We start from the raw sequence: 25,439 nt of genomic DNA, 5'->3' as shown, positions 1-25,439 counted from the left end.
GCGGCGGAGGCGCATGCGGGCGCGGCGCAGCATGACGTGCCGCGGCGCCGCGATCGCCCAGGACTGCGAGGTATCGGCGTCTGCGCGTCCGGGCGGCTGTCGGGATTTGTGGTGTCTTGGGCGTTGTTTCGCTCGTGGTCGTGGCCGTCGCGCCGCGGCGCCGGCGCTTGCTCGCTAGGGCTTTCCCTTGCGCTTGACGATCACGAACTGCACGCGGCGGTTCTTCTGGCGCCCTGTCTTGACGCGGTTGTCCCCGACCGGCTGCTCGAAGCCGTAGCCCTTGGCGACGAGCTTCTCCCTCGGAACCCCGGCGGCCACGAGCCACGAGAGGACCGCGTCCGCGCGCTGCTGCGACAGGCGGAGGTTGTATTCCTCGGTCCCGTTGTCGTCGGTGTGGCCTTGCACCTCGACGAGCTCGATGTCGGGGTTCTGCCGGATGGTGTCGCGCACCTCGTACAGGACCTCGTCGGAGATGGGATCGACCGTCTCGGCGCGCGTCTTGCCGTAGACGACGAACTGCACCGGCTTGGACGTCTTGATCTCGTCGGCGTTGACGCGAACGAACCTGGGGCAGCCGTTCTGTCGTGGATCGGGGTCGGAGGGCCCCCGCTCGTTCGGGCAGGCGTCGGCGGCGCCGCGCACGCCGTCTCCATCCGGATCGGCCGGGCAGCCGTTCTGCTTCGGGTCACGGTTCGCCGGCCCCTTGACACTGGGGCAGGCGTCCGAGGCGTCGGCGATGCCGTCGCCGTCCACGTCGCCAGGGCAGCCGACCTTCTTCGGGTCGTCGCTCGCCCCGCCGCGCACGCTGGGGCAGGCGTCGATGCCGTCATGGAAGCCGTCGTCGTCCGAGTCCTCGGGGCAGCCGTTCTGCGTGGCGTCGGCGCTGCGGGCGCCCGGGGTGCTCGGGCACGCGTCGTCGATGTCGAGCACCGCATCCCCGTCGCGATCCGCCGGAGGACATCCGTCCTTCGCGCGATCGGGCGAAGGATCACCCTTCACGTCGGGGCACGCGTCGATGTCGTCGTTGATGCCGTCGTCGTCCTTGTCGCCCGCGACGGCGGCGGCTTGGCCGCGATCCGGGGCCGGCTTGGGGAGCGGCGTCCAGCCGACCATGCCGACGGCGCGGACCGGCGGTGTGCCGATGGCGTTCGTCAGGCCCGGGCCGACCGCGGCGCCGAACGTGAGGCCGTCGAGGACGCGCAGCTTGGCGCCGAAGAGCAGCTCGGCGTTGACGCCCGCCTCGTCGCGCTGCACCGGCGTACTGGAGAGCAGGAGCTCCTCGCCGAGCGGCGCGCCGCCGTACGCCTCGGCGCCGAGCTGGAGGAGATCGCCGGCGATCAGGAGCCCCGCGGCGCCGCCGAACGTGAGCAGCTGCGGTCGGTTCGGGCCGCCCCCGAGCTCGACGCCGCCGCTCGCGCTCCACAGGAACCCGAGCGACGAGCTCGCCGAGCCGACGCGCCCGCCGAGGCTCGCGTGGACGGCGCCGCGGGCCTCCGCGTCGCCGGTGTACTGCGCCGGCGAGCCGGTGGGCGCGAACAGGTAGCCGCCGATCCCGAGCTGGAACGGGCCCGCGTCTTCCCCGAGCAGGCGGACGCGCGCGCCGAAGCGCAGGTCGCCGAGCTCGGGCGCCGTCAGCTCGGTGAACGCGACGCCGGGGATGCCTGGATCGTCGCCCCCTTGCGCGACGGCGAGGGGGGCGTCGATCGAGAGCAGCAGGCGATCCCACAGCGCGAGCGAGGCGTCGAGGCGGAGGAACGCCTGCGAGGAGACGAGGTCGACCGGGGTCTCACCGCTGGTGTGGATGGGGCGGTGGGCGTAATCGAGCATCACGTAGGCGCGCGGCGCGAGGTGGCCGGGCGCGGCCGGAGAGGGCACGCCGAAGAAGGCGTCTCCAGCGGGCGCCGGCTCGAACCGGTCGAGGGAGAACCCGCCGGTGGATTGACCGCGCGAGGCGCCGGCGAGCGTCATGAGGACGGCCGTGGACGCGACCGCTGCGACGGAGGAAGGCCTCATCGGCCGGGCACGATAGCGGGGGCGCGTGGCGGGGGGCAACATCCGCATTTCTTCCCTGGCCGCGGCGATCCTGGGCGAGGTCAAGGAGACGGCCCGCGACCCGCTCGCGCCGCGTTCGACGTGGCCACGATTCTGGCCACGGACGACGGTGCGCGGAGGGCGCGCCGCGCCACGGACGATCAGACGATCAACGGCTATGGGATGGCCGAGCGCGGCGCGTCACGGACAGTCGCCGAAGGCGCTGTTGGGTACGACGCTGCGCGTGATATCCGCCGTGACGGTGGGGATGTCCTGTGTCCAGACGTGATCCGTGGGAGCCGCGTCGCACGTCCCATTCTGTGAAAGGTCCACGTACCAGTGCATCTTGTACGCTTTGTCGCCGGGTATCTGCCCCGTCACGCTGAACGTGCCGTCGTCCTCGATCGCGTCCGACGCGCTCAGGGCCGGCGCGGCATCGCCGGCAGCGACGACGGCCACGTAGACCATGTCCCCAGCGGTGTAGGCGGGAACGTAACCGGTGCCGCGGAGGGTGAAATTGAAGCTCTCACCCGACGTGCCGCCAGCGCCGCCTGCTCCCGCGCCGCCAGCGCCGCCCGCTCCCGCGCCGCCCGTTCCCGTCCCGCCTGAGCCGCCTGTTCCCGTCCCGCCTGAGCCGCCTGTTCCCGCACCGCCTGAGCCGCCTGTTCCCGCGCCGCCTGAGCCGCCAGCGCCCTCGCCGCCAGCGCCGCCCGTCCCTGCGCTGCTCGTGCCGCCCTCACCCGTGGTGGTGGTCGTCGTGGAGCTCGAGGTCGTCGCGTCCCCCGGGGCCTCGTCACCTCCGCATCCCGCGCCCGTACCGGCGATGACGAGCGCGCCCATCGCCATCCACACCGCGATCCACCGAGATGCCTGCATGAGGGTCCTCCTTGAAGCTCCGTTATGGCGGGGCGCATCTCCGTGCGCCGCGGGCTCATCCGCGCCGTTCGGCTCGCCGAGGCGTACTTTCGTACGCCTCACGCGCCTGCCTGGCGGCTGAGCCCGTATCACACGAATCTGCACCTCGCTATCCAAGATTGACGACATCGGACGGATGCGTCGACGAGGAGCCGCCGCGCTCGCCGGGCGTAGCTCTCAGGTGATCGCCAGAGCCCCGTTTCCGCGGCGTGGCGTCATGCTGCCCGTCGCGGTTGCGGCCGGCCTCGCCACCGGAGCACGGCGGCGAGGATCAGCAGCATCCCCCACGCTTCCCGGGGCATCGGCGCACGTCCCATGCGGCAGTCGCAGCCGCCCTGGAAATCTGGCGACGTCGCGCCGCCGCTGGTCGCCGTCGTCGTCGCGGCCTCACCGCCCATGCCGCCCATGCCGCCAGCGCCGCCCGCTCCGCCGGCCCCTCCGCCGCCGCCGGTGCCGGTCGGATCCGGCGGCTCGCAGGCGTCACCCTGGCCGTCCTCGTCGGTGTCGGTCTGTTCGGGGTTCGCCACGCTCGGGCAGTTGTCGGTGTCGGTCACCACCCCGTCGCCGTCGGGATCGCAGGCATCGCCGAGATCATCGCCGTTCGCGTCTTCCTGCCCGGCGTTCGCCAGGCTCGGGCAGTTGTCGCAGACGTCGCCGTCGCGGTCGCCGTCGGCGTCCGCCTGATCGGCATTCACGATCTGCGGGCAATTGTCGTCCGCGTCAGGTATCGAGTCGCCGTCGGCGTCGTCATCGCAGGGATCGCCGAGGCCGTCGCCGTCGATGTCGGCCTGCGGATCGCCCGGCGCAGGCGGCGGGTTCGCCGCGAAATCGCAGTTGTCGTCCTCGTTGATCACCCCGTCGGCGTCCGGATCGCCGTCTGGATCGCACGCGTCGCCGGTGCCGTCGCCGTCGGCGTCTTGCTGCCCTGCGTTCGCCAGGCTCGGGCAGTTGTCGTCGACGTCGAGCGTGCCGTCGTTGTCCGAGTCGCCGTCGCACACGTCGCCCTTGCCGTCGCCATCGGTGTCGACCTGCGGCTCGCCCGGCGCGGGCGGCGGGTTCGCCATGAGGCGGCAGTTGTCGTCGCCGTCGGGCACGCCGTCGTCGTCCGAGTCGGTGTCCCGGTAGTCCGGGGTCCCATCGCCGTCCGTGTCGATCGCCGGCGTGTTCAGCAGAGCGTCCCCGGCCTCTTCGGAGTCGAGCACCTCGTCGCCGTCGCTGTAGCGGTCCACGGCGTCGATGAACGCGTCACCGTCGGTGTTGTTGGCCGGATCGGCGGGATTGTCGCGGTTCAACACCTCCTCGAAGTCGCCGATCGTGTCGCCGTCGGAGTCGACGCTGGTCGGGTCGGTCCGGAGCGCCGCCTCCTCCGCATCCGTGAGGAGGTCGTTGTCGTCGTCGTCGTCGCAGACGTCCCCGTCTCCATCGCCGTCGGTATCGAGCTGGTTGGTGTTGATGTCGTATCCGCAGTTGTCATCTGCGTCGAGGACGCGGTCGTTGTCGTCGTCGTCGTCGCACGCGTCCCCGAGCGCGTCTTCGGGCCCGGTCTTCGGGTTGTTCTCCTGCCCCGGGTTCGGCGTGGTGCGGCAGTTGTCGCCGCCGTCCGGCACCCCGTCCGCGTCGTCGTCGTTGTCGCACGCGTCGCCCTGCGCGTCGCCGCCCGCGAGGCTCAGGTCGGTGTTGATCTGCGTGCTGTTCGGCGCGAACTGGCAGTTGTCGGCGGCGTCGAGCACGCCGTCGGCGTCGTCGTCATCGTCGCACGCGTCGCCCAGCGCATCGCCGCTTGCAAGGTTCAGATCCGTGTTGGCCTGGGCGCTGTTCGGCGTCGTGATGCAGTTGTCGTTCACGTCGGGCACGCCGTCGGCGTCGTCGTCGTCATCGCAGGCGTCGCCGAACCCGTCGCCGTCGGTCAGGTCCTCGTCCGTGTTCGTCTGATCCAGGTTGCGCTGGAGCGGACAGTTGTCGGTGGCGTCGGACACGCCGTCGGCGTCGTCGTCGTTGTCGCACGCGTCGCCCTGCGTGTCGCCGCCGGGCAGGTTCCGGTCCGTGTTGCGCTGGCTCGTATTCGGCTCGGTCGGGCAGTTGTCGGTGACGTCGGGCACGCCGTCGGCGTCGTCGTCGTCGTCGCACGCGTCGCCCTGCGTGTCGCCGGTGGCGGCGTCGGTGTTCGCCTGGTTCGCGTTAGGCACGTCCGGGCAGTTGTCGCAGGAGTCGCCTCTCTGGTCCCCGTCGCTGTCGTCCTGGTTGTTCGTGTCGTTCGGCCCGTTCGGCGTCGAGGGGCAATTGTCGCAGACGTTGCCGACCCCATCGTGATCCTCGTCGAGCTGGCTGACGTTGGCGATGCTGGCGCAGTTGTCGCAGGCGTTGCCGAGGCCATCGCCGTCGCTGTCGATCTGATCCGTGTTGGCGACCTCGGGGCAGTTGTCGCAAGCATTGCCGACGCGGTCTCCGTCGCCATCGGCCTGGTTCGGGGTGATGAGGCGCGGGCAGCTGTCGCAATCGTCGCCGAAGCCATCGCCGTCCGTGTCGACCTGGGTCAGGGTCGCGACGTACGGGCAGAGGTCGCACGCGTTTCCGAAGGGATCGCCGTCCTCGTTCTGCTGATCGTTCGCGCGGTCGACGCAGTTGTCGCACGCGTCACCGGTCCCATCGAGGTCGCTGTCCGACTGGCTGGGGTTCGACGTGGCAGGGCAGTTGTCGCAGACGTTGCCGAACGCGTCGCTGTCCCCGTTCGCCTGGTCCGCGTTCGCGCGGCTCACGCAGTTGTCGCATGCGTCCCCGACCCCATCGCCATCCGCGTCTTCCTGGAGGCTGTTGGGCGTGCCGGGGCAGTTGTCGCACGTGTCGCCGACCCCGTCGTCATCGCCGTCCGCCTGGTTCTCGTTCGCGTGGCTCGGGCAGTTGTCGCAGGCGGTGCCGATCGTATCGCCGTCGCTGTCCGCCTGGTTGGTGTTGGCCGTGTCAGGACAGTTGTCGCAGACGTCGCCGAAGAGGTCGCCGTCGGGGTTGCGCTGATCGGTGTTCGGGGCGTTTGCGCAGTTATCGCAGTCGTCTCCGATGCCGTCGTTGTCCCTGTCCCGCTGATCGTTGTTGAACGCAGTGGGGCAGTTGTCGCAGGCGTCGCCGTAGTTGTCGCCATCGGCGTTGGCCTGGCTGGCGTTCGAGATGTTGAGGCAGTTGTCGTTGAAGTCGCTGTCGCCGTCCGCGTCGTTGTCGGTCTCGCAGATGTTCCCCCGCCCGTCGCTATCGCTGTCGAGCTGATCCTCGTTGCTGGAGGTGTCGCAGTTGTCGCAGACATCCGGGACGCCATCGTCGTCGTCGTCGAAGTCTGGATCCGCTGCCATGGGTGTGGGAATCGTCGGACACTTGTCGGCGGTGTCCGCTATCCCATCGCCGTCGTCGTCGAGGTCTGTGTCGTCCGGGATGCCGTCGTTGTCATCGTCGTTGTCGCACGCGTCGCCCTGAGCGTCGCCATCGCCGTTGTACTGGCTCGGGTTGCTGACCCCAGGGCAGTTGTCGACGCCGTTCGCGACCTCGTCGTTGTCCGTGTCCCACGGCGCCGCGCTCGCCGGCCGCGGCGCGAGCGCCACGAGCGCGAGCAGGCCCGCGAGCAGCGGCAAGAGCCCGCGTCGCGCGGCGCCGGCGTGCGCGAGGTGGCGGGGCATCCAGGGCAAGGCGGGGAAAGTCATCGCGGCTCCTCCAGACAGATCGCGCCGTACGCGACAGCGCCCCCGTAAGCCTACCCAGTTTCGCCCGCCTCCTGGGGAGGTTTTCCTCGGTCGTGCGCTCGATCGAGCGGCTATCGCCCGCCGCCGCGTCCCCGTGTCGGAGGACACGTCGGGGGAGCCCGCCGCCGCTCTCGACGCGCCGCCTCACTGTTCGGCCGCGGGCCGCCTTCTGTTAGGATGGCCCAGATCCGCCCCCTCACGTCGCGCGCGCCGCGCCGACCACGGAACCACCCTTGCGAAACCACCGCGTGCTGCGACTCGGCTTCAGGCTGCGAACGGCTGCGCTGCTCTCTGCGTGCGCCATTCTCCCCCAGGTCCTTGGCTGCTCCGACGAGGGCGCCTCGCGCCGCTCCCCCCCGCCCGGCCCCGGGTCGCCTCAGGCGGCGCCGCCCGGAGCGCGCGCCCGCATCGCCGCGATCCGCGCGCGCTTCGCCGACGCCATCGCCGCAAGCCCCGTCAAGATCGCCGCGGCGACCCCGGCCGGCGCCCTGCGGGCGGCAGCCCCGGAGGCCGCCGCGGCGTCCGTCGAGCTCCCGGCGCGCGCCGCCGGGCCGGTGCGCCTCGCCGATGGCGCGTCTCGCGTGTCGATCGCCTTCTCCCTCGTCGACGCCGCCGACGTGCCTGCGGCGGTCGACGGCGGCCTCGTCCTCTACGCAGGCGCGCTGCGCGCCGAAGGCGGCGGCGCCCGCGACGTCCTGCACCGCGTCCTCCCGAACGGCACCGAGGACTTCGTCGTCTTCGAGCAGGAGCCGGCGCGCAAGGAGCTCCGCTACCGGGTCGACGTCACCGCCGTCTCGGGCCTCCGCCTCGTGGAGCGCGCGCTCGAGTTCCTCGACGCCGGCGGCTCGCCCCGCCTGCGCGTCGCGCCCCCCTACCTCGTCGACGCGACCGGCGCGCGCGTTCCGGCCTCGCTCTCCGTCGAGGGCTGCGCCGTCGACACGAGCCCTCGCGCCCCGTGGGGCCGGCCGGTCACCCCGCCGGGCGCGCCGGCGTGCACGGTGATCGTCGGATGGCAGCCCGCCGGCGTCCGGTACCCGGCGCTCGTCGACCCGCAGTGGATCGCCACGACGAACCAGATGATCACGCCGCGCGCCGGTCACACCGGCACCGTGATCGATCCAGCGAACCCTGCGAGCCCCGTGCTCTTCGCGGGCGGGTTCGACGCGTCCGGGGGCGCTCTCGCGACGGCGGAGCTGTACTTCCCGCTCGACCGCACGTTCGCGAGCACCGGCGCGATGGACGTCGCGCGCGGCGCCCACACCGCAACGGCGGTCACGAAGCTCGCCCCGGCGGCGCCGTCGGATCCTGCGCCTCCGCCGCCGGCGGTCGTCGTCGTGGGCGGCAGCAGCCAGCGCACCAGCGGCACGCCGGTCGCTGCCGTCGAGGTCTACAACCCGGCGACCGGCCAGTTCGTCAGGGACGCGGGGGCCTCTGTGGGCCGGTTCAACCACTCGGCCACCCTCCTCGATCCAGGCGTGGTCCTGGTCGCAGGCGGCCTCGCGGATCCGCTCAACCAGCCCACGAGCACCGCTTCCCTCTACACCTTCAGCGCCTTCGGACCGAACGGCGGCGCGCCGGTCACGAGCGCGCTCGCCTCCGTGGGCAGCATGGCGACCTCGCGCCACGCCCACACGGCGGTCCGCCTGAAGACGGGGAATGTGCTCGTCGCAGGCGGCTTCGTCCTCTCGGGCGCGGCGCTCACCTCGGCCGAGATCTTCCACGAGGACGAGGGCGTCTTCCGGCCGATCGCCGTCCTCTCGCCCTCCACGACCCCGATGACGGCGCAGATGAGCGCTCTCCGCGGCTTCCACACGGCGACGCTCATCGACCGCGCGGAGGCGCTGGGCGGTCAGGCGGCGACGGCGCTCGACTCAGGCGAGGTGATCCTCGTCGGAGGCACCACCCGGGTCTCTGGCGGCGCCTACGTCCGCACGATCGACATCTACCACGACGGCGTGGCCGATCCGACGAAGCGGGGCTTCGAGCTCCAGCCGACGCCGATCTCCATGGCGAACGCGCGCGCCAACCACACGGCGAGCCTGCTGCCCACCGGCGACGTCCTGATCGCCGGCGGGTTCGACGGCACGACCTCGCTCTCGAGCGCCGCCCTCTACGATCCGCTGACCAGGAAGTTCAGCGCCCTCAGCCTGCCTGCCGGCTCGCTCGCACAGGAGGCCCGTCGGGAGCACGCCGCCGTCGTCGTCAACGCCGGCACCGACCGCGTCGCAGGCCGGGCGGTGCTCGTCGCGGGCGGCATCGGGGCCACGAGCGCGCAGCCGCTCGCCAGCGCGCAGCTGCTCATCAAGGCGAACGGCGAGCCGTGTGCGAACGATCAGGAGTGCGCATCGGGGCATTGCTCCGATACGGAGAACGTCTGCTGCAACGAGGCGTGCGACCAGGAGTGCTTCTCGTGCACGGCGTCGGGCAAGGGGACGGGCAGCGATGGCACCTGTGGTCCTGCGAAGCTCGACACGGAGCTCCCCGTCGTTTGCGTCAACCAGATCGAAGTGCACAACCGCTGCGATGGCCAGGGGCGCGCGCTGGCTCATGAATCCACGAAGGACTGCAAGCCCGGCCGCTGCGGCAGCAACAACAGGTGCATCCTCTATTGCGTGGACGACTGCGGTTGCGACGAGAGCGGCTGGTGCGACGTCGGCGTCGGTGATCCGGACGCCTGCGGTGAGGTCGGCGGCGCCGGAGGTGCATCGTCCGGAACGGGTGGTGGCGGTGCGGGCGGCGCGTCCACCGGCGCGGGTGCAGGCGGCGCGTCCACCGGCGCGGGTGGCGCGGGTGCCGGCGGCGCAGCCGCTGGCTCGGGTGGTGCGGGCGGTGCCTTCGCCGGATCGGGTGGCGCGGGCGCAGGCGGCGCGTCCGCTGGATCGGGTGGCGCTGGTGCCGGCGGTGTAGGCGGCGCGTCCGCTGGATCGGGTGGCGCTGGTGCCAGCGGCGCCTCCGTTGGATCGGGTGACGTGGGTGCCGGCGGCGCAGCCGCTGGAAGCAGCGGAGGTGCAGGTGGCGCGGGCGGAGCGTCCGCCGGATCGGGGGGTGCGCCGCCCGGGTCGGGTCAGTGTCTCGATCGACTCGCCAACGGCGCCGAGTGCACGCGTGATCGCCAGTGCGTCTCGGGCAATTGCGTCGACGGTTTCTGCTGCGATTTCCGGTGCGATGGACAGTGTCAGGCATGCGACGTGGTGAACAACGTCGGCAGGTGCACGAACGTCGGGACGCCTGTCGACCACGAGTCGCCGCACCCCAACGAGGGCGGCACCTTCCAGCGTGAGGCCTGCCCCGGTGAGGGCGCGTGTGCCGGGTACTGCGGCGGCGCCACCGACGCCAAGTGCATGTTCCCTGTGGAAGGGGCGGTCGCGAAGACCTTCACGTGCTCCTGCCCGGACGAGGGCTGCGTCGTGGGTCCCGCGACGCTCACGCGCTTCTTCTGCGTAGGAGACGGCCGTGAGGACGAGCCGGTGGTCGAGCGCTGCGGCGGGTTCAAGTGCGCGGACGAGACCGCCTGCAAGACCTCCTGCGCCTCCGACGACGACTGCATCCAGGACTTCGTCTGCCTCGACGGCGTCTGCGCCGACCTCGAGGCGATCGGACCGAGCTGCGACGGCGAGCACACGCTCCGATCCCCGGGCGTCGACACGGACTGCACCCCGTACAGCTGCCCGCCGGGCGGCAGCGCCTGCGCCTCCCCGTGCAGATCGGTGGCCGACTGCGTCGACGGCATGGTGTGCAACCTCGCGAACCAGTGCGTCCCGCCGATCGATCCGTCGGAGGTCCCGTCCTGCTCCTGCGGCGTCGTCGGCGCCCCCGCCGAGCGCAATGCCGCGCGCTTCTCCGTCCTCCTCGGCGTCGCGGCGGCGCTGGCCGCCCTTCGCCGCCGGCGCTAGAGCGGCGGTCACCCGCTTCGGATACGGGCCCACCTCGACGTTTTCGGTGCTCAGCGCACTGGAGTGCGCTTGCGCGCCGAAAACGCCGATCTGGGCCCGTCTCCTGTGCGGGTGACCGCCGCTCTGCTGCGGCTCTGGATGGCGCAGAGGGGGCGGAAGCCGCTGTAAACGAGCAGGACGTATGCAACGCCGCGCGGCGCGGCCGCGCACCGGCGCGGGCTCGTCAGAACTGGTAACGCAGGCTCGCCCCAGGCGAGAACATCAAGACGAAATCGCCCATGAGCGACTCCGGCTCGTAGGTGCCGATCCCGTCCGTCGAGGCCGACAGCTCGATCGTCCTGTCCCACTTCGGCTTGCTGAGGCCGACCAGCAGCAGCAGTTTCAGGCTGCCGGACACCTCCCACCGCTCTCCGAGCCGCAGGCCGAGCCGCAGATCAGGATCCGCGTAGAAGTAGGTCGCCGAGGCGAAGTCGACCACCGGGAACGTGTTGAACCACTCCCCGCCGGTCGTCCTGAACCTGCCGGTCCGCTCGTCGCGGACCTCGCCGACGAGCACCCCCGCGCCCAGCCGGAGCAGCGCCGGGAAGCGCTCGTCGAGGTCGAAGTGGTACCCGAACGTCGCGCCGGCCAGGAAGCCGCCCAGGCGGAGCGTGTCGCTCGCCGTGCCATCGAGCGGATCCCGGTAGCCGACCGGCCTGAGCGTCGCCGAGCGCTCGTCGATCTGCTGCGCCGCGAACAGGCCGCCGAGCTCGATCCCGACGCCGATCCCCGAGCCGAGCTCGTAACCGCCGTGGATCATGCCGAGCCCGCCGAGGCCGAGCGAGCTGGAGCAACCCGAGCCGCAGCCGTCCGTGATCTCGCCGCCCAGCGTCGGCGCCAGCAGGAACGACGCGCTCACGTCGAGCGTGATCTTCGGCGGCTTGCGCCAGATATCCGCGTCCTCGTCGCGCTCGAGCCGCATGTCGAGGCTCTGGCGCTGGCCCTTCAGCAGCGTCACCGTGCGCGTCCCGGTGACGAACCCGTCGGCCTTCACCTCGACCCGGTGCGCGCCCGCCTTGAGCCGGCCGAGCCAGACGCCGTTGCCCACGTTGACCGAGTTGATCCACACGCTCGCGCCGGGCGGCGTGGGGTCGACCCGCAGCGACGCGTCGAGATCCTCGGCGAGCAGCGACAGCGTCGTGAGCTCCTGCGGCTTCACGGGCGCCGCCGTCGGCTGCGTCCCGAGCTTCCCCGCGCCGCGCAGCGCCACCATGTGATCGCCGACCGACAGCGCGCCGATCCACGGGGTCTGCCCCACGACGACGTTGTCGACGAGCACGTCGACCGTCTTGCCGGCGCGCTCCACCACGCGCAGCCGGCCCGAGCGGGTCAGCCTGCGGAGCTTCGCGTTCACCGTGACGGTCTGCCCGCCGGCGACGTCGACGCGCGTCTCCACCGGCTCGTAGCCCTCCTTGAAGACGCGGACGACGTGCGGGCCCGCCGCCACGCGGATCGGCTTGACAGGCGGGTACTGCCCGCGCTCCTCGCCGCTCACCACGATGGACGCCCCGGGCTCCGCGTTCGTGATGTCGAGCGTCCCCACGAGCGCCCGCAGCTCGGCGATCTCCCGCTGCGCGGCCGCGCGCTCGGCGGCCGACATCGTGAAATCGCGAAGGAAGGTCTCGAACATCTCGAGCGCCTCGTCGTAGCGCTGGAGCTTGCGCAGCGCGATCGCGGCGTTGTTCGTGGCCACGCGCGTCGGGAAGAGCTTGCGCGAGAGGAGGAACTCCGCGAGCGCAGGGCCCCACGCCTCCTCGCGCAGCAGCGTGAGCCCCTTCTCGAAGTGGAGCCGCGCCACCTGCCGGTCCGTCTCGGAGACGGGCGCCTCCTCGGCCGGGACCGCGGCGCCCGTGGCCGGCGCTGCGCCTTCCCTGGCCGGCGCGCCGGCCTCCGCGGCGGGCGCGGCGCCCTCCTTGACCGGCGTGGCGGCGCCCGTGGCCGGCGGCGCCGGCTGCGCGAGCGCCGGTCCGGCGGCGACCGCGACCGCGACCGCGGCCGAGAGCGCGCGCAGCCGCGGCGCTGCGCGGGGACGCCGCGCGAGGGAGAGAAGACGAGAGCCGCCGCGCCGCGTACGCAGATCCATTCGATCGAGCACCGTACTCAGCCTGTCGTTCCGCTGCTACTTTCCGAACTCGTCGGTGTTGTCGATGATCCCCTTGGGGGTCGTGGGCGCGGGCGGCGGCGCCGGCGGCGCGGTCGAGGCGCTCTTCGCCGACGTCGCAGGACCGCCCTTCCCCGACGTCGGCGTGAGCTCGACCTTCGGCGGCAACGCGCCGGTGTCGGTCACCACGACGTCGGCCATCGCCTCGCCTCCCCCCTTCTTGAAGACGCGCACCCTGTGCACGCTCCCGGGCGGCCCGGTGATATCGAGGATCCCGTTGCGCGTCGTCACGCGCTTGCCCTCGACCTCGACCGAGGCGTCGGCGGGCAGGATGACGACCTGAACGCGCTTCGGCTGCGGCTCGACCGCCGCGACCACCTCCGGCGTCGTCGGCGTCGCGGCCGGCGGCGGCGTCGGGGGCGGCGACGTCGGCGTGGCCGCCGCAGGCGGGAGCGTCTCGACGGTCGCCTTCGCCTCCGGCTGCGCGACCGGCTCCGGCGACGGCCGGCTGATGAAGTACACGCTGGCTGAGATGACCGCGGCGGCGAGCGCGGCGCCGGCCACCACCGGCACCCGCGGCACGCCGGGCTGCGTGCCGCGGTGCGACTGCGTGAGCGCCCCCGTCGTCGCAGCGCCTGCGTGGTTGGTGGCCGGAATAATCGGCGCCGGCGGCCCGCTCTGGAGCGGGGGAGGCGCGAACGACGAGTAGCCTCCGCGGTGCTCCTGCGGGACCGCGGGATACCCGCCGCTCTGGTTCGCCGGCGCTGTCGCGGCGTACGCGCCGCTCTGGTTCGCCGGCGAGATCGCGGGGTACCCGCCGCTCTGGTTCGCCGGCGAGGCCGCTGCGTACGCGCCGCCCTGGTTCGCGGGCGGCGCGTTCATCGCGAGCCGCGGCGCGGACTGCCGGTGCACGGCCTCCGGCAGCGGCACGAGCATGCTCTCGTGGATGCCCCAGCCGTACGGAAGGAGCGGCCGGATGGCGCCGAACATCTCCTGCGCGCTCTGGTAGCGCTGCGCGGGGGCTTGCAGGAGGCATCGGTGCACGATCGCCGCGATCTCGGGCGCCACCCACGGGGCGAAATCCTGCACCTGCGGCGGAGGATCCGAGCAGATCGCGATGATCAGCTCACCGAGCGCGGTGATGTGATGGTACGGCGTCCGCCCGGTCAGCAGCTGGTAGAGCACGGCGCCGAGCGACCAGATGTCGGTGCGGTGGTCGATCTCCTTCTGGCCGCGCGCCTGCTCGGGCGACATGTAGAGCGGCGAGCCGATCAGGTTCCCGGTGCGCGTCAGATCGGCGCTCTCGGTCTCGTTCGCCCGGTCCATCTTCACCTTGGCGATCCCGAAATCGAGCAGCTTGACGAGGATCTCGCCGGCGTCGCGGCGCGCGAGGAACAGGTTGTGCGGCTTGATGTCGCGGTGGACGACGCTCGCCTCGTGCGCCTTCTGGAGCCCGATGCACGACTGCGCGACGATGCGCAGCGCGAGGTCGGGCGCGAGCGGGCCGACGCGCTTGATGAGCTCGTGGACGTCCTCGCCCGCGAGGAACTCCATCGCGAGGAACGGCAGGTTCGAGCCGCGATCGACGCCGGCGTCGAGCACCTGGGTGATGTGCTGTGTGTCGATCGCGCCTGCCGCGCGCGCCTCGCGCTGGAAGCGGCTCACGACCTTCGGGTCGCGGGTGAGATCCGCCGAGCTGATCACCTTCACGGCGCAGCGCCGGCCGGTCCCCGTGTGCTCGGCCTCGTAGACCGAGCCCATGGCGCCCTCGCCGAGGAGCTTGCGAATCTGATATTTGCCGTCGATGATCGTGCCGATCACAGCGTTAGCGCCACTCTAAGGGATTGCTCGCGGCGTAGCAACGCCCGTGAAGGCGGCGCCTGCCGCCGGCGCGGGCTCGCTGGACTCAGGTGCAATTCGGCGCAATTTCGCGGGCCGCGCCGCGCTCCCGCGGCGCAGCGCGTCTCGCCTCACCTCGCCATCATCGCCGGCCATCCACCTCCCCGCCTTCCCGCCATCCCGCGCGGGCAGCGGGGCACGGCTGACGGCCGCGTGGCGCCGTCCCCCCTGCGTCCGCGAGCCGCGCTGGCGGCGACGACCTCACCTCACATGGGTCGCCCCCGCCGGCGCGGGCCCAGCCTTTGCCGTTGCGGCCGTTCGAGCGCTGCCGTCACGTCCCCGCCGTCCGCCGGCCGCCGAGGGGGTGAGCCCGAGGCGGCGCAGGCGGAGCTCGCGCGGGAGAGCGGCGACGATGGGCCGACCCGAGATCGGCCATCGAGCGCGAGCGACTCACGCTCTCCCGTGGCGGCCTGCGCGGCGCCGGGCCTGTTTCCTCCGCGCCCCGCGCCGTCGCCGCGGCCGGCGCTAGCAGCCGAGGCAAGAGGCCCCGTTGTTACCAGCCCGGCCCGTTGCCACCGCCGCAGCAGCCTCCCCCGCCGCCGCAGCTCCCCGAGCCCCCCGAGAACCCGAACCCGGGACCGCCGCCGCAGGGGCTGCCCACAAACCCGCCGAGGGAGCCCGGCACGAACCCGCCACCGCAGGGACCAGCCGAGAACCCGCCGTTGAACGGGCCGCCGATGCCGGGATTGCACCCCGAGAACCCACCACCGCCGCAGGGCGGCCGCCGGTTGCAGCAGGGGGGACCGAAGTTGTTGCAGGGGCTGCACGGAAAGCAGTCGGGAGCGAACACGTTGTTGCACGTGGTGCAACTCGTGATGATCGCGGCAGGCACGCCGAAGCCGCCGAAGCCGCCGAAGCCGCCGAACGGCATGCCGCCGAACGGCACGCCGCCCACGCCCGGCACGCCGCCCACGCCCGGCACGCCGCCCACGGGCCCCTGGCCGACAGGCCCCTGGCCGACAGGCCCCTGCCCGACCGGCCCCTGGCCGACAGGCCCCTGCCCCATCTGGCCGATCGGCGCCTGCAGGCCGGGGCTCGCCGGTCCCTGCACGCCGATCGGCCCCTGGCCGAGGTCCATGGGGCCCTGCGCGCCGATCGGCCCGCCCTTGCCACCATCGTACGGCCCCTGATACCCGCCCCTCGCCGACGCGCCAGCCTCGAGCGCCTCGGTGGTCGAATCGACCTGCTCGACCTCGTCGATGCCGGCCTCGTCGAGATCCGCGTCGCTCCCCGCATCGAGGGCGCACCCCGTGCCCAGCGCCGCCATCACCACCGCGAGCCCCAGCACCTTGCCATGAATCGAGAGCATGTGTTGTCCTCCTCAATATCCCGTGATGGCCGGAAGGTCCGAGCCACCTTGGGCTCATCGAAGAGCAGGCTGTGTGCCTCAGCCCTCGTGTGCAGACACTGCCGCTGCGAGCTCGCGTCACCCGCCTTGACGCGTCCGCAAAAAGGCATTCTCTGGATCGACGCCGGCCTTGGTTTTCCGGGTTCTCAACGCGGAGACCGGCGGGACGGCCCCCGATCGGAGGGCGGTTCGCGCGCGGGCCGCGCGTCCCATGCTGGAGATGGCGAACTCAACGCCTCGGGGGCAGGCGCCTCGCGCCGCGCGCCGCGCCTCTCTCGCGGGCTTTCGAGCAGAGCACCTGCGCTCCCGCCCGCACCGCGGCCGTCGTGAACGAGAGCCGTCGAGGCCCGATCGAGGCCCGCTCGCGACGGCGCGCGGCGCCTCCCCGCCGCCCGTCTGACCGGGCCGCAACCCGCGCACGACGTCGGACCCTCTGCGCCTGACGTGCTCAGGCTGCGCCGTTTGTGCCCCAACGGATGCACGACACGAATCGATCGCCTCGGGCCGTAATCGTCTGCCTCCGCCACCGCAACTTCGCGACGGGCGCTCGCAACGAGCCGCGTCAGCGAGATCCTGCGCCCGTGGACCACCCGATGCGCACACGTGGGCTCATGTGGTCAAATCTATGTGGATGGATTCACCTGGCGCCGTGGTGGTCGACACCCTCGCCTCGCTCGGCGCCGTCCGGCGGCGTGATGTCCTTGCAGCAGCGGAATCCAAGGTGGTAGTTCGCGTGGCTGCCCCTGCTCATGAGGCGCGTCGCGTGCCAGTCGGGGGCGCGAAAGCGGCAGTCGTCGGCGTGGACCTCCATCGACGAGAACGCGAACCAGCTGCCCTTCATCTCGGTGAAGCCCCGATCGCCGTGCCGCGCGAGCTCCTCGGGCAGGATGGGCAGGCTCATGTGCTCGGCCACGTTGCCGTGCAGATCGAAGACACCGAGGCTGCTGCGGCATGCGGGGAACGCGCCGGCGGGATACGTGTTGGAGCCGCAGCGGTCCCACCCGCCGCCTGGACAGCCCGGCGTGCGGGAGCTCCCCGTCCCGCAGAGCGCGTGGTCCTTCGCGGGGCCGTAGCTCCACACCTTCTCGCGCAGGAGGTTGTGGTGCCAGCTCGCCTCGTTCCGGGGGCGCGCCCACTCGTACTCGACGTCCGGATCCCGCAGGGCCCCGGCGCACGCCCCCTCCCACTCGTGCGCGTCGCAGATCCGTTTCCCGACCGCCCTGCACAGGAGCGCCGCCTCGCGGGCCCGGACGTGCACCACGGGGTACTCGCAGGGCACGTTCGGGAACTCGAGCTGATCGATGCACGCGGGCGCGTCCGCCGCGGTCTGACCGCGCGTGGGATCGAAGAGCGGCACCATCCCCGGCGCGCCGCAGGCCGGCTCGCGCGCCGGCTCGACGCCCGAGAGCGCTCGAATGCGGCGGCACTCGGATCGTGACATCGGGTGCCGCGTCAGCGCGGGGTTGCCCTGGCCGAGCACCGTCGACGCCGCGAAGATCGCCTCGACCTGCCGCATCGCCTCGTCGGGGAGCGCGAGCTCGCGCCGCATCCGCGCGAACAGCCGGAGGCGCTGCGCTTCCAGCGTGCCGGGCCCCACGTCGTCGTCATCCGCGTCCTCGTCATCCGCCGTGAGCGTCACCCGCTCTGGCGGCGCCGCCGGCGTGCGCTCCGGCAGCGCGCTCGTCGCGCTCGCCACGAGCGGCGCCGCGCTGCGCGCCGCCGTCGCGGGCGCCCCGGTCCACACCGCCACGGCCGCGCTGGTCCACACGGCCGCCCCCGCGCCGGCAGCGCCCGCGGCGACGAGGGCCGCGGCCCTGCCGCGCCGGCGCGCAGGCGCCGCGCGCGCGCCGGTCGAGAGCGCCGGCGGCGGGCCGCTCGACGCGGGTGATCGCAGGGCGCAGGCCGGCTCTATCGGCGTCTCGGTGCAGGACATCAGCGCGCGAACTCGCGCTTACTGCTACGAGCATCCATCGATTCCGGCAACTTTCGGGGCGCGCGCGGTCCGAGCGGCTCCTTGACGGTCCTGCCCGGGGCACGTCAAATGAGGCATGGCGCGAAGGGCGGCCCTCCGAGTCCTCTACCTGGCGCTCTTGCCGGTGCTCGTCCTGCTCGCGCTGGTCATCGTCCCGGCCCTCGTCGTCTCCAGCGTCGCGAGCCAAGGCCGCGTGTGGCGGCCGGAGACATGGAAGAAGATCTCCTACGGGAGCCTCTACTTCCGCTCGTCGTTCCGGGGGAGGCTCGGCGAGGTCGTCGACGTCATCGACGTCGTCCGCGATCGCCTGATCCTGCTGTTCGTCCTCCTCGCCGCGGCCTGCGGCGCCGGCGGGCTCGCCGTGCACGCCCTCGAGATCGGCGTCCCCGCCTGGCTCTCCGCGTGGCTGGACGGGTCGTTCCTCTCCTTCCTCGCGTCCTGGTTCCCCGCGGGCGGCAGGCTCTCCTTCGGCGGCGGGGCCGCGCTCGTCCTGGCCGTGTGCACGGCGCTCGCCGCGCTCGCGCTCGGGCTCTCGCTCTATGCCTGGCTCGCGTCCGCCCTGGGCGAGGCGACCCGCGTGATCCTGCGGTATGGCGGCGCGGCGACGCTCTTCCCCGACCCTGGCGACGCGATCCCCGGCGGGCGGCTCGTGCTCTGCCAGATCTCCGATCTCCACATCACGACGGGCGGCCGCGAGCCGTACGAGATCGAGGAGGGCTCCGCCGCGTGGCCGGAAGGGGCCCCTCGCCCCGACACCGCGGAGCTGACAGGCCGCCTCCAGCGGCTCGTGGCGGAGATCGCCGCCATGAAGCCGCCGCTCGTCGCGCTGACGGGCGACATGACCGATCTCGGGGAAGAGGCGCAGTGGGACGAGCTCGAGGCGGCGCTCTCCGGCATCCCGGCCTCCTCGCAGGTGCTCATGGTGCCCGGCAACCACGATGTCGCCATCAACCTCGGCACGTCGCCCGACCCCTACCTCACGAAGCGGGCGGAGCGCGAGCAGCGCTTCATCGAGGTGCTCACCCGCGTGGAGCGCGGCCCCTTCCAGCCTCCCCTGCACCTCCCGGCCCGCAAGCGCGCGCGGCGGCGGCTGCGCGCGATCGCCGGCCTGTATCCGAGGCGGCTCGATCTCGAGGGCGGTATCCGGATCTTCGGCCTCAACTCCAACCGTTACCGGTCGCGGTTCGTGGGGTCGAGCGCGATCGGGCAGATCGGCGGCGCTCAGCTGCGTCGCCTCGCCCGCGCGCTCCGGCGGGGGTCCGGCCCGGTCATCGTGCTGCTCCACCACCACGTGGCGCGCCTCGCGGGGCCGATCTCGCTCAACGACACGTTCATGATCGCCATGGATGGCCCGCGCCTCCTCGAGATGCTCGCGGCGTATCAGCAGAAGAACCCGAAGAAGAACAGCGCGCTCGTGCTCCACGGGCACAAGCACCTCGCGTTCTTCGGCCACTACCGCTCGAAGAGCGGCGGTCGCGTCAGCGTGTACGCGCACCCCTCGTCGACGCTCGGCCACGAGACCGACGGCCACCTCGACGGCGTCGCCAGGTTCGCGGCGATCCGCCTGACGGACGACGGGATCTGGCGCGTCGAGACCCACCCGCTCCGCCCCGCGCGCTCCGCCGCGCCGGCGCCGGCCCCCGCCGAGGCCGAGGTGTCTTGAGCGACCCGACCCGGGTCGGGTCAGCCCGCCCGTGCGCGTGGACGCGGATGCCCTCGCGCCTTGCGGAGCCCGGGGAGATCTCGGCCGATGAGGATGTAGCGCAGCGCGTTCTCGGCCGCGTTCGCGATCAGGAAGGGTGCACGATCCATGGCCTCGGACAGCGTGCATGGAGCCTCGAGGATCGACGAGAACGAGTCGATGCCGCACGCGTAGTTCACGCGCGCATCGTCGTCGATGGTCCCTGCCAGCGCGATGACCGGCAGCCTGAAGTGCTTTGCGCGTCTGGCCAGCTCCGCCGGCATCTTGCCGCGCGACGTCCGGGCGTCGAGCCCCCCCTCGGCGGTGACGACGAGATCGGCGTCGCGCAGGAGGTCGTCCAGGTCCAGGTGGCGGACGAGGACATCGTAGCGAGGCAAGAGCGTCGCCTTCAGCAGGGCATGAAGCCCCGCGCCGAGGCCTCCGGAGGCGCCTCCTCCCGCCATGGTCCTCACGTCCACGCCCACGTCGCGCGCGATGATGGCGGCATAGCGCTCCAGGGCCGCCTCCAGCCGCTCGACCATCTCCGGCGAGGCGCCCTTCTGCGGGCCGAACACGCGCGCCACGCCGCCGGCGCCGCAGAGGACGTTTCGCCAGTTGCACGCCACCTCGATCTGCACGCGGGGAATGCGGGGGTCCCTGCCTGAGAGGTCGATGCGGTCGAGCTCCAGCAGCGCTCCTCCTCCCGCTCCGATCTCGCCTCCCGCCGCGTTCAGCAGGCGGATGCCCAGCGCCTGGGCCATGCCCGCCCCGCCGTCGTTGGTGCCGGAGTCGCCGCAACCGATGAGCAGCCGCGCCGCGCCCGCGTCGAGCGCGGCGCGGATCAGCTCGCCGACGCCGCGTGTCGTCGTGGCCATCGGGTTGCGCGCGTGAGGCGGGACGAGGCGGAGCCCGGCGGCAGCGGCCATCTCGAGCACCGCCGTCCGTGGTCCGGCGCCGCCGAGGAAGCCGAAATGGGACGCGACAGGCTGGCCCAGCGGACCTGTCACGATCGCGGGGTGCAAGGAGCCGCCCGTCGCCTTGACCAGCGCCCGCGTGAAGCCCTCGCCGCCGTCCGTGAGCGGCGCCTTCAGGAGGCGCGCCTCCGGCAGCGCGCGCCGGAGGCCCGCCGCGATGGCCTCGGCGACCTGCTCCGCGTCCAGGCATTCCTTGAAGCCCGACGGAGCGATCAGGATGCGCAGGGGGCCCGTCATGGCGCGAGCCCCATCCAGCGCCAGCAGGTGAAGTGAAAGACGGCGATCAACGCCAGGTGGATCGGGAGCATGACGGCGCTGAGGAGCAGGAGATCCGCCGGGCGGAACGTCTCTCCGTCGAGCCCCTGGAACATCAGGAGCGCCTTGGAGCTCACCGGGAACGTCAGGCAGTAATCGATGCCGACCGTGCCGATGAAGATCACCGCCGCGGGGTCGAGATCGCGACCGGCGGCGAGCTGCAGCAAGACGGGGCCGAGCGCGACGATGCGAGCGACGTGGGAGGTGAGGTAGAGATGGGACGTCAGCGACATCACGCCGACCGCCACGACGAGGAACAGGCGCCCTCTGGCGCTCTCGATACCGCTGTTGCGGAGCAGCGCCTGAAAGAGCCAGCCGGACGCGCCCGTGTCGATCAGCGCGCCTCCCAGGACGAGCGCCGCTCCGACGAAGAGGAGGAGGTTCCAGTCGACCGCCTTCACGCCTTCCTTCCAGCGGAGCGCGCTGCCAGGCGCCGTGAGCGCGAGCGCGCCGGCCAGCGTGACGGTGGCGCTCTCGTAGCCGTGCCACCGCTCCGAGAGCCAGAGCACGACCATCGTCGCGCCGACGGCCAGGGTGATCCGCTCCGATCGCGACAAGGAGCCTCGCGGGCGCCGGGGGACCCGGATGCGTCGCCCGCGGCGCTCGCCGTCGAGGAAGAGCGCCATGATGACCGCGCAGGCGGCGCCGCTGGCCACCATGCCGAACGGCATCCCGTAGAGGACCCACTCGCCGAAGGACAGCCGACGGCCGGTGACCTGGCTCAGCAGCTGGTTCGCCACGAGGTGAGACCCCGCGCCGACCAGCGAGCCGATGGTGCTGACCAGGATCACGGTGGGGAACAGCAGCGCGAGGGCGCGGGTGATGCGCGGATCCGCCGTGATGGAAGCGACGCTGCGGAAGATGGGAATGGCGATCACGGCACGGCCGGAGACCGACGGGACGAAGAGCGACGACGGGATGAGCACGGCCGTCAAGCACCAGAACAGGCCGCGCACGGTGCGGGCGCGCTCGACCACGCGCTGCGCCAGCCGCATCGCCAGGCCGGACTGCTCGACTGCGCCGCCCAGGATGAACGCGCCTATCATCAACCAGATGACGTCGGACGCGAGGGAGTCGAAGAGCCGTTCCTGGGGGCTGACGCCGGTCAGGAGGAGGAGCAGCGCCGCGCCGAGCCCGACGTACGCCACGTCGAGCGACGTGGTCGACCAGAGGATGATCGCCAGCAGCACGGCGAAGAGCGCGATCCGGGCGGGCGCCGGCAACGTCGCCGGCAGGACGACGGCGATCCCCGCAGCGATCGTCAGCGAGAGGGGCAGGAGGACGCGAACCCGATCGGCCGGGCGCGGCGGGGCCGGCCGCGAGGGCGGCGGGCGGACGGCCACGGCATTGCTGCGATCCGCGGCGCTTTCGAGGTCGGGCGCATCCTCATGATTTGCGTCGCTCGATGACATGAAGATCGCCCGCTAGGAGGAAGGCATAGTCCGTGCCCCCCTCCTGCAACCGCGCTGACGAGGCGGGCTGCTCGCGCGCCGCGATCACGGCCGCGGACGCGCCCGATCCAGGCCCGGCGCGGCGTCGTTCTCGTCCGGCGCCAGGGTCGGCCCCGTCGACGGCGTTGCCCACCAGAGCCGGCGCTCTCAGCCCCTTCCACACACCGGGCGTCGCGCACCGAGCTGTGGTGAGAAAGGAGACCACACTTCAAGGAATGCCGGGCCGCGGCAACACTTGCCGGACCGCGTTGGCGGAAAGCATCATTTCTGATCCGTGCGTCGTCCGGCTGCCATGTTGGTCAGCTATGCTTCCCGGATGACGAGCACCGGGAGCGAGCTTCACGGCCGTGTCTGCTCCGGGTGCCTCACGCAGAATCAACGGTGCTGGCGCCGGCGACGCGCGCCGGGCCGCCCTTGATGGAGGGTTCGACTTATGAGATTGCCCACGATGGCCATTGTGTTGCTGACAGTGGGTGCGATCGGCGCTGGATGTGGGGGCAATGGTGCCAGCGACGGGAGCTCGCAGAGCGGCGGCCCGGGGAGCGGGGGCTCGGGCCAAGGGAGCTCCCAGAGCACGAGCGGCGATTTCGGATCGGGCGGTCCGGGCGCAAACGGCTCCTCGGGGCAAGGCGGCTCCTCAAGCAACGGCAGCTCCTCGGGCCAAGGTGGGGCGTGCGCCACCCAGTCGGCCAGCGCCGACCTCCAGCCCGTGTACCTCGCCTTCGCGTTCGACGTGTCCGGCAGCATGGGCATGGGCGACGAGCCCTGGTACGATAAGGAGCTCAAGTGGGATCCCGTCGTGGCGGCGACGAAGCAGTTCTTCAGTGATCCCCTGTCCGAGGGCATCAACGCGTCGCTCAGGTTCTTTCCGAGCGACGACGAGGACCGCGACGAGAAGTGCTCGGCCGAGACGTACGAGACACCGGAGGTCCCGATGACGCCGCTGCCGTCTCCGCGCTTCGAGGAGGCGATCACCGCCGTCACCCCGGCCACCAGCGCCGACTGGCGCGGCGGCACGCCGACGCTGTTCGTCATGCAGGGGACGATCTCGTACGTCGAAGACCAGCGGCGGGCCACGCCTGGCAGGTACGCCATCGTCCTCGTCACGGACGGCTATCCTGCGGGCTGCGGCACGGAGTCCAACAGGATCCAGCGCGTGTCGGACGCCGCGGCCGGCGCGCTCGAGGACGGCGTCCCGACGTACGTCATCGGCGTCGACAACCCGCCGATCGAGGGCGCGCCGCACGACCTCGACAACCTGCACCAGATCGCCGACGCGGGCGGGACGGAGCGAGCCTACCTGATCGACACGGGCAATCCCGGGGCGACCTCGGCTGCCTTCAAGGCGGCGATCGACGCGATCCGCGGCGCCTCGGTCTCCTGCACGGTCGAGATCCCGCCCGCTCCCGACGGGCGGAGCTTCGACGCGCAGCGGGTCCGCGTGACGTACCAGAGCGGCGGAGGTGACCCGACGGCGCTCTCCTACGACCAGGAGTGCGCGAGCGAGAACGCCTGGCGTTACGACAGCGCCGCGAACCCGACCCAGATCGTGCTCTGCGACAGCACGTGCGCCACGATCCAGTCGGACCCCGAAGCGGCCCTGGGGGTCGATTTCACCTGCGAAGACGTGATCGTGATACCGCAGTGAAACGCGGACGACGCCCAGCACCTGCGCTCGGCGTCGTCCGTCTCGGCGGTTCTTGACACCCTGCGACATTCCCGCCCACGATGCCTCGGTGACACCTCGCTCGCCGAAGTCGCCCGCGGCCCTCGCTGTCCCGCGCCTCGCTGCCCGCCCGCCCGCCGTCCTCACCATCGCGCTGTCGCTGTTGGCCGGCGCGTGCCAGGGCTCGTCGACGAGCGCGAGCCCGCCCTCGGAGAAGACCGCCGGCCCCGGCGCCGCGGCGCCGGCGAGCGCTGCGCCCGCGGCGCCGGCCGCCGCATACAAGGTCGGCATGGTGCTGGTCGGCCCCTACAACGACAAAGGGTGGAACCAGGCCCATCACGACGGCATCCGGTCGGTGCTCGCCAAGATGCCGGACGTCGGCTTCGAGTATGTCGACAAGGTGAACCCGTCCGACCGCCCGAACGTGAAGGGTTCCCAGGTCGCGGACGATCTCATCTCCCGGGGCGCGCGGTTCGTCGTCTACAACTCCGACGATTACAAGGACGACGCCCTCGAGACCGCGCGCAAGCACCCGGAGGTCACGGTCATCCACATCTCCGGCGATTACGCCTGGAAGGAGGGCAAGAACCACAAGCCCCAGCCCAACCTGGGCAACCTCATGGGGCGTATCGAGACGGCCCAGCACATCGCCGGGTGCGCCGCGGCGCTCGGCACCGAGACGGGCAAGATCGGGGTTGTCGGCCCGCTCGTGAACGACGAGACCCGCCGGCTGGTCACCGCGGCGTACCTCGGCGCGCGGTACTGCTGGGAGAAGTACCAGAAGAAGAAGCCGGAGGACCTCACGTTCAAGGTCACGTGGATCGGCTTCTGGTTCAACATCCCGGGTGTCACCCTCGACCCAACCAAGGTGTCCGACGACTTCATCGGCGGCGGCTTCGACGTGCTGATGACCGGGCTCGACACGCCCGAGGCCGCGCTGCAGGCCAAGAAGGCGAGCGGCGCGGGCAAGAAGGTCAAGTACGTCCATTACGACCACAGGGCCGGCTGCGACCTGGCGCCTGAGATCTGCCTCGGCGTCGCGTACTACAACTGGGCGCCGCTCTACCGCGAGGCGATCGAGAAGGCGCGCGCGGGCAAGTACGCGAGCGAGTTCGTCTGGCGAGGGCCGGACTTCCGCGATCTGAACGGCGAGTCGTCGGTCGTCGGCTTCGGGCCCGGCGCCGCGCTGGGAGAGGCGCAGGCGCCGCTCGGCGCGTTCGTCATCGAGCTGGCCAACGGGCTCGACCTCTTCAAGGGGCCGCTCAAGTTCCAGGATGGCACCGAGTTCCTGAAGGACGGCGAGGCCGCGACGCCCCAGCAGATCTGGTATCTGCCGCAGCTGGTCCGGGGGATCACCGGGCCGAGCAAGTAGCCGTCTCCGGGCGGTGATCCATGCGGATCGAGATCGAGCGCGTCGCGAAGCGGTTCG

13 protein-coding genes are annotated in these 25,439 nt (G+C 72.0%); 4 read left to right on the top strand and 9 right to left on the bottom strand.

The window, feature by feature from the left end:
- Positions 1-174 precede the first annotated feature (174 nt).
- The 3 genes from WMF44_RS19485 to WMF44_RS19475 form a co-directional block, all read right to left on the bottom strand.
- The gene (locus tag WMF44_RS19485) at positions 175-2,013 is read right to left on the bottom strand and encodes an OmpA family protein (protein WP_437300622.1); all 1,839 of its coding nucleotides are present in this window, start codon (positions 2,011-2,013) and stop codon (positions 175-177) included.
- Positions 2,014-2,232: 219 nt separating this feature from the next.
- Positions 2,233-2,907, bottom strand: coding sequence for a hypothetical protein (locus tag WMF44_RS19480; protein WP_437300621.1), 675 nt, complete (start codon positions 2,905-2,907; stop codon positions 2,233-2,235).
- A gap of 254 nt (positions 2,908-3,161) precedes the next feature.
- Positions 3,162-6,632 carry a thrombospondin type 3 repeat-containing protein gene (locus WMF44_RS19475; RefSeq protein WP_437300620.1) on the bottom strand — a complete coding sequence of 1,157 codons (3,471 nt, stop codon included), beginning with the start codon at positions 6,630-6,632 and terminating at the stop codon, positions 3,162-3,164.
- Positions 6,633-6,904: 272 nt separating this feature from the next.
- Here WMF44_RS19475 and WMF44_RS19470 point away from each other — a divergent pair, with 272 nt between their 5' ends.
- Positions 6,905-10,564: a Kelch repeat-containing protein gene (locus WMF44_RS19470; RefSeq protein WP_437300619.1), complete on the top strand. Its 3,660-nt coding sequence runs from the start codon at positions 6,905-6,907 to the stop codon at positions 10,562-10,564.
- A 223-nt stretch (positions 10,565-10,787) separates the two neighbouring features.
- Here the strand turns inward: WMF44_RS19470 and WMF44_RS19465 are convergent, their stop codons facing one another.
- From WMF44_RS19465 to WMF44_RS19450, 4 genes are all read right to left on the bottom strand, one after another.
- A complete protein-coding gene (locus WMF44_RS19465) occupies positions 10,788-12,686 on the bottom strand; it encodes a PEGA domain-containing protein (RefSeq protein ID WP_437300618.1) in 1,899 nt (632 codons plus the stop codon).
- Positions 12,687-12,722: 36 nt separating this feature from the next.
- Complete coding sequence (locus WMF44_RS19460; protein WP_437300617.1) at positions 12,723-14,525, bottom strand: serine/threonine protein kinase; 1,803 nt, start codon at positions 14,523-14,525, stop codon at positions 12,723-12,725.
- A gap of 571 nt (positions 14,526-15,096) precedes the next feature.
- A complete protein-coding gene (locus WMF44_RS19455) occupies positions 15,097-15,912 on the bottom strand; it encodes a hypothetical protein (RefSeq protein ID WP_437300616.1) in 816 nt (271 codons plus the stop codon).
- Positions 15,913-16,588: 676 nt separating this feature from the next.
- The gene (locus WMF44_RS19450; RefSeq protein ID WP_437300615.1) at positions 16,589-17,884 is read right to left on the bottom strand and encodes an SUMF1/EgtB/PvdO family nonheme iron enzyme; all 1,296 of its coding nucleotides are present in this window, start codon (positions 17,882-17,884) and stop codon (positions 16,589-16,591) included.
- 115 nt (positions 17,885-17,999) lie between these two features.
- Between WMF44_RS19450 and WMF44_RS19445 the strand changes: the two genes are divergently transcribed.
- Positions 18,000-19,586 carry a metallophosphoesterase family protein gene (locus tag WMF44_RS19445; RefSeq protein WP_437300614.1) on the top strand — a complete coding sequence of 529 codons (1,587 nt, stop codon included), beginning with the start codon at positions 18,000-18,002 and terminating at the stop codon, positions 19,584-19,586.
- A 20-nt stretch (positions 19,587-19,606) separates the two neighbouring features.
- On the opposite strand, the gene WMF44_RS19440 is transcribed toward WMF44_RS19445, so the two are convergent.
- On the bottom strand, positions 19,607-20,815 hold the full coding sequence (locus WMF44_RS19440; protein WP_437300613.1) for a glycerate kinase family protein: 1,209 nt from the start codon (positions 20,813-20,815) through the stop codon (positions 19,607-19,609).
- Positions 20,812-22,305: an SLC13 family permease gene (locus tag WMF44_RS19435; protein WP_437300612.1), complete on the bottom strand. Its 1,494-nt coding sequence runs from the start codon at positions 22,303-22,305 to the stop codon at positions 20,812-20,814. Before WMF44_RS19435 ends, WMF44_RS19440 begins: the two co-directional genes overlap by 4 nt.
- A 472-nt stretch (positions 22,306-22,777) precedes the next feature.
- On the opposite strand from WMF44_RS19435, the gene WMF44_RS19430 reads away from it, so the two are divergent.
- Together WMF44_RS19430 and WMF44_RS19425 are read left to right on the top strand one after the other, a co-directional pair.
- Positions 22,778-23,992 (top strand): vWA domain-containing protein, encoded by a 1,215-nt coding sequence (locus WMF44_RS19430; RefSeq protein ID WP_437300611.1) that lies wholly within the window; start codon positions 22,778-22,780, stop codon positions 23,990-23,992.
- 88 nt (positions 23,993-24,080) lie between these two features.
- Positions 24,081-25,382: a BMP family lipoprotein gene (locus WMF44_RS19425; protein ID WP_437300610.1), complete on the top strand. Its 1,302-nt coding sequence runs from the start codon at positions 24,081-24,083 to the stop codon at positions 25,380-25,382.
- The last annotated feature ends 57 nt before the right edge of the window (positions 25,383-25,439 follow it).

This window comes from Sorangium sp. So ce426 (assembly GCF_051475585.1).
GTDB classification, from domain to species: Bacteria; Myxococcota_A; Polyangia; order Polyangiales; family Polyangiaceae; genus Sorangium; species Sorangium cellulosum_B.
Note: the sequence above shows the minus strand (reverse complement) of the source record. Positions and strands in the feature narration are given on the sequence as shown.

Bases quoted from the DNA above. Each gene is read 5' to 3' on its own strand.
- WMF44_RS19450 (WP_437300615.1), bottom strand. From the start codon at position 17,884: ATGTCCTGCACCGAGACGCCGATAGAGCCGGCCTGCGCCCTGCGATCA.
- WMF44_RS19440 (WP_437300613.1), bottom strand. From the start codon at position 20,815: ATGACGGGCCCCCTGCGCATCCTGATCGCTCCGTCGGGCTTCAAGGAA.
- WMF44_RS19435 (WP_437300612.1), bottom strand. From the start codon at position 22,305: ATGTCATCGAGCGACGCAAATCATGAGGATGCGCCCGACCTCGAAAGC.
- WMF44_RS19485 (WP_437300622.1), bottom strand. From the start codon at position 2,013: ATGAGGCCTTCCTCCGTCGCAGCGGTCGCGTCCACGGCCGTCCTCATG.
- WMF44_RS19445 (WP_437300614.1), top strand. From the start codon at position 18,000: ATGGCGCGAAGGGCGGCCCTCCGAGTCCTCTACCTGGCGCTCTTGCCG.
- WMF44_RS19465 (WP_437300618.1), bottom strand. From the start codon at position 12,686: ATGGATCTGCGTACGCGGCGCGGCGGCTCTCGTCTTCTCTCCCTCGCG.
- WMF44_RS19475 (WP_437300620.1), bottom strand. From the start codon at position 6,632: ATGACTTTCCCCGCCTTGCCCTGGATGCCCCGCCACCTCGCGCACGCC.
- WMF44_RS19430 (WP_437300611.1), top strand. From the start codon at position 22,778: ATGAGATTGCCCACGATGGCCATTGTGTTGCTGACAGTGGGTGCGATC.
- WMF44_RS19480 (WP_437300621.1), bottom strand. From the start codon at position 2,907: ATGCAGGCATCTCGGTGGATCGCGGTGTGGATGGCGATGGGCGCGCTC.
- WMF44_RS19455 (WP_437300616.1), bottom strand. From the start codon at position 15,912: ATGCTCTCGATTCATGGCAAGGTGCTGGGGCTCGCGGTGGTGATGGCG.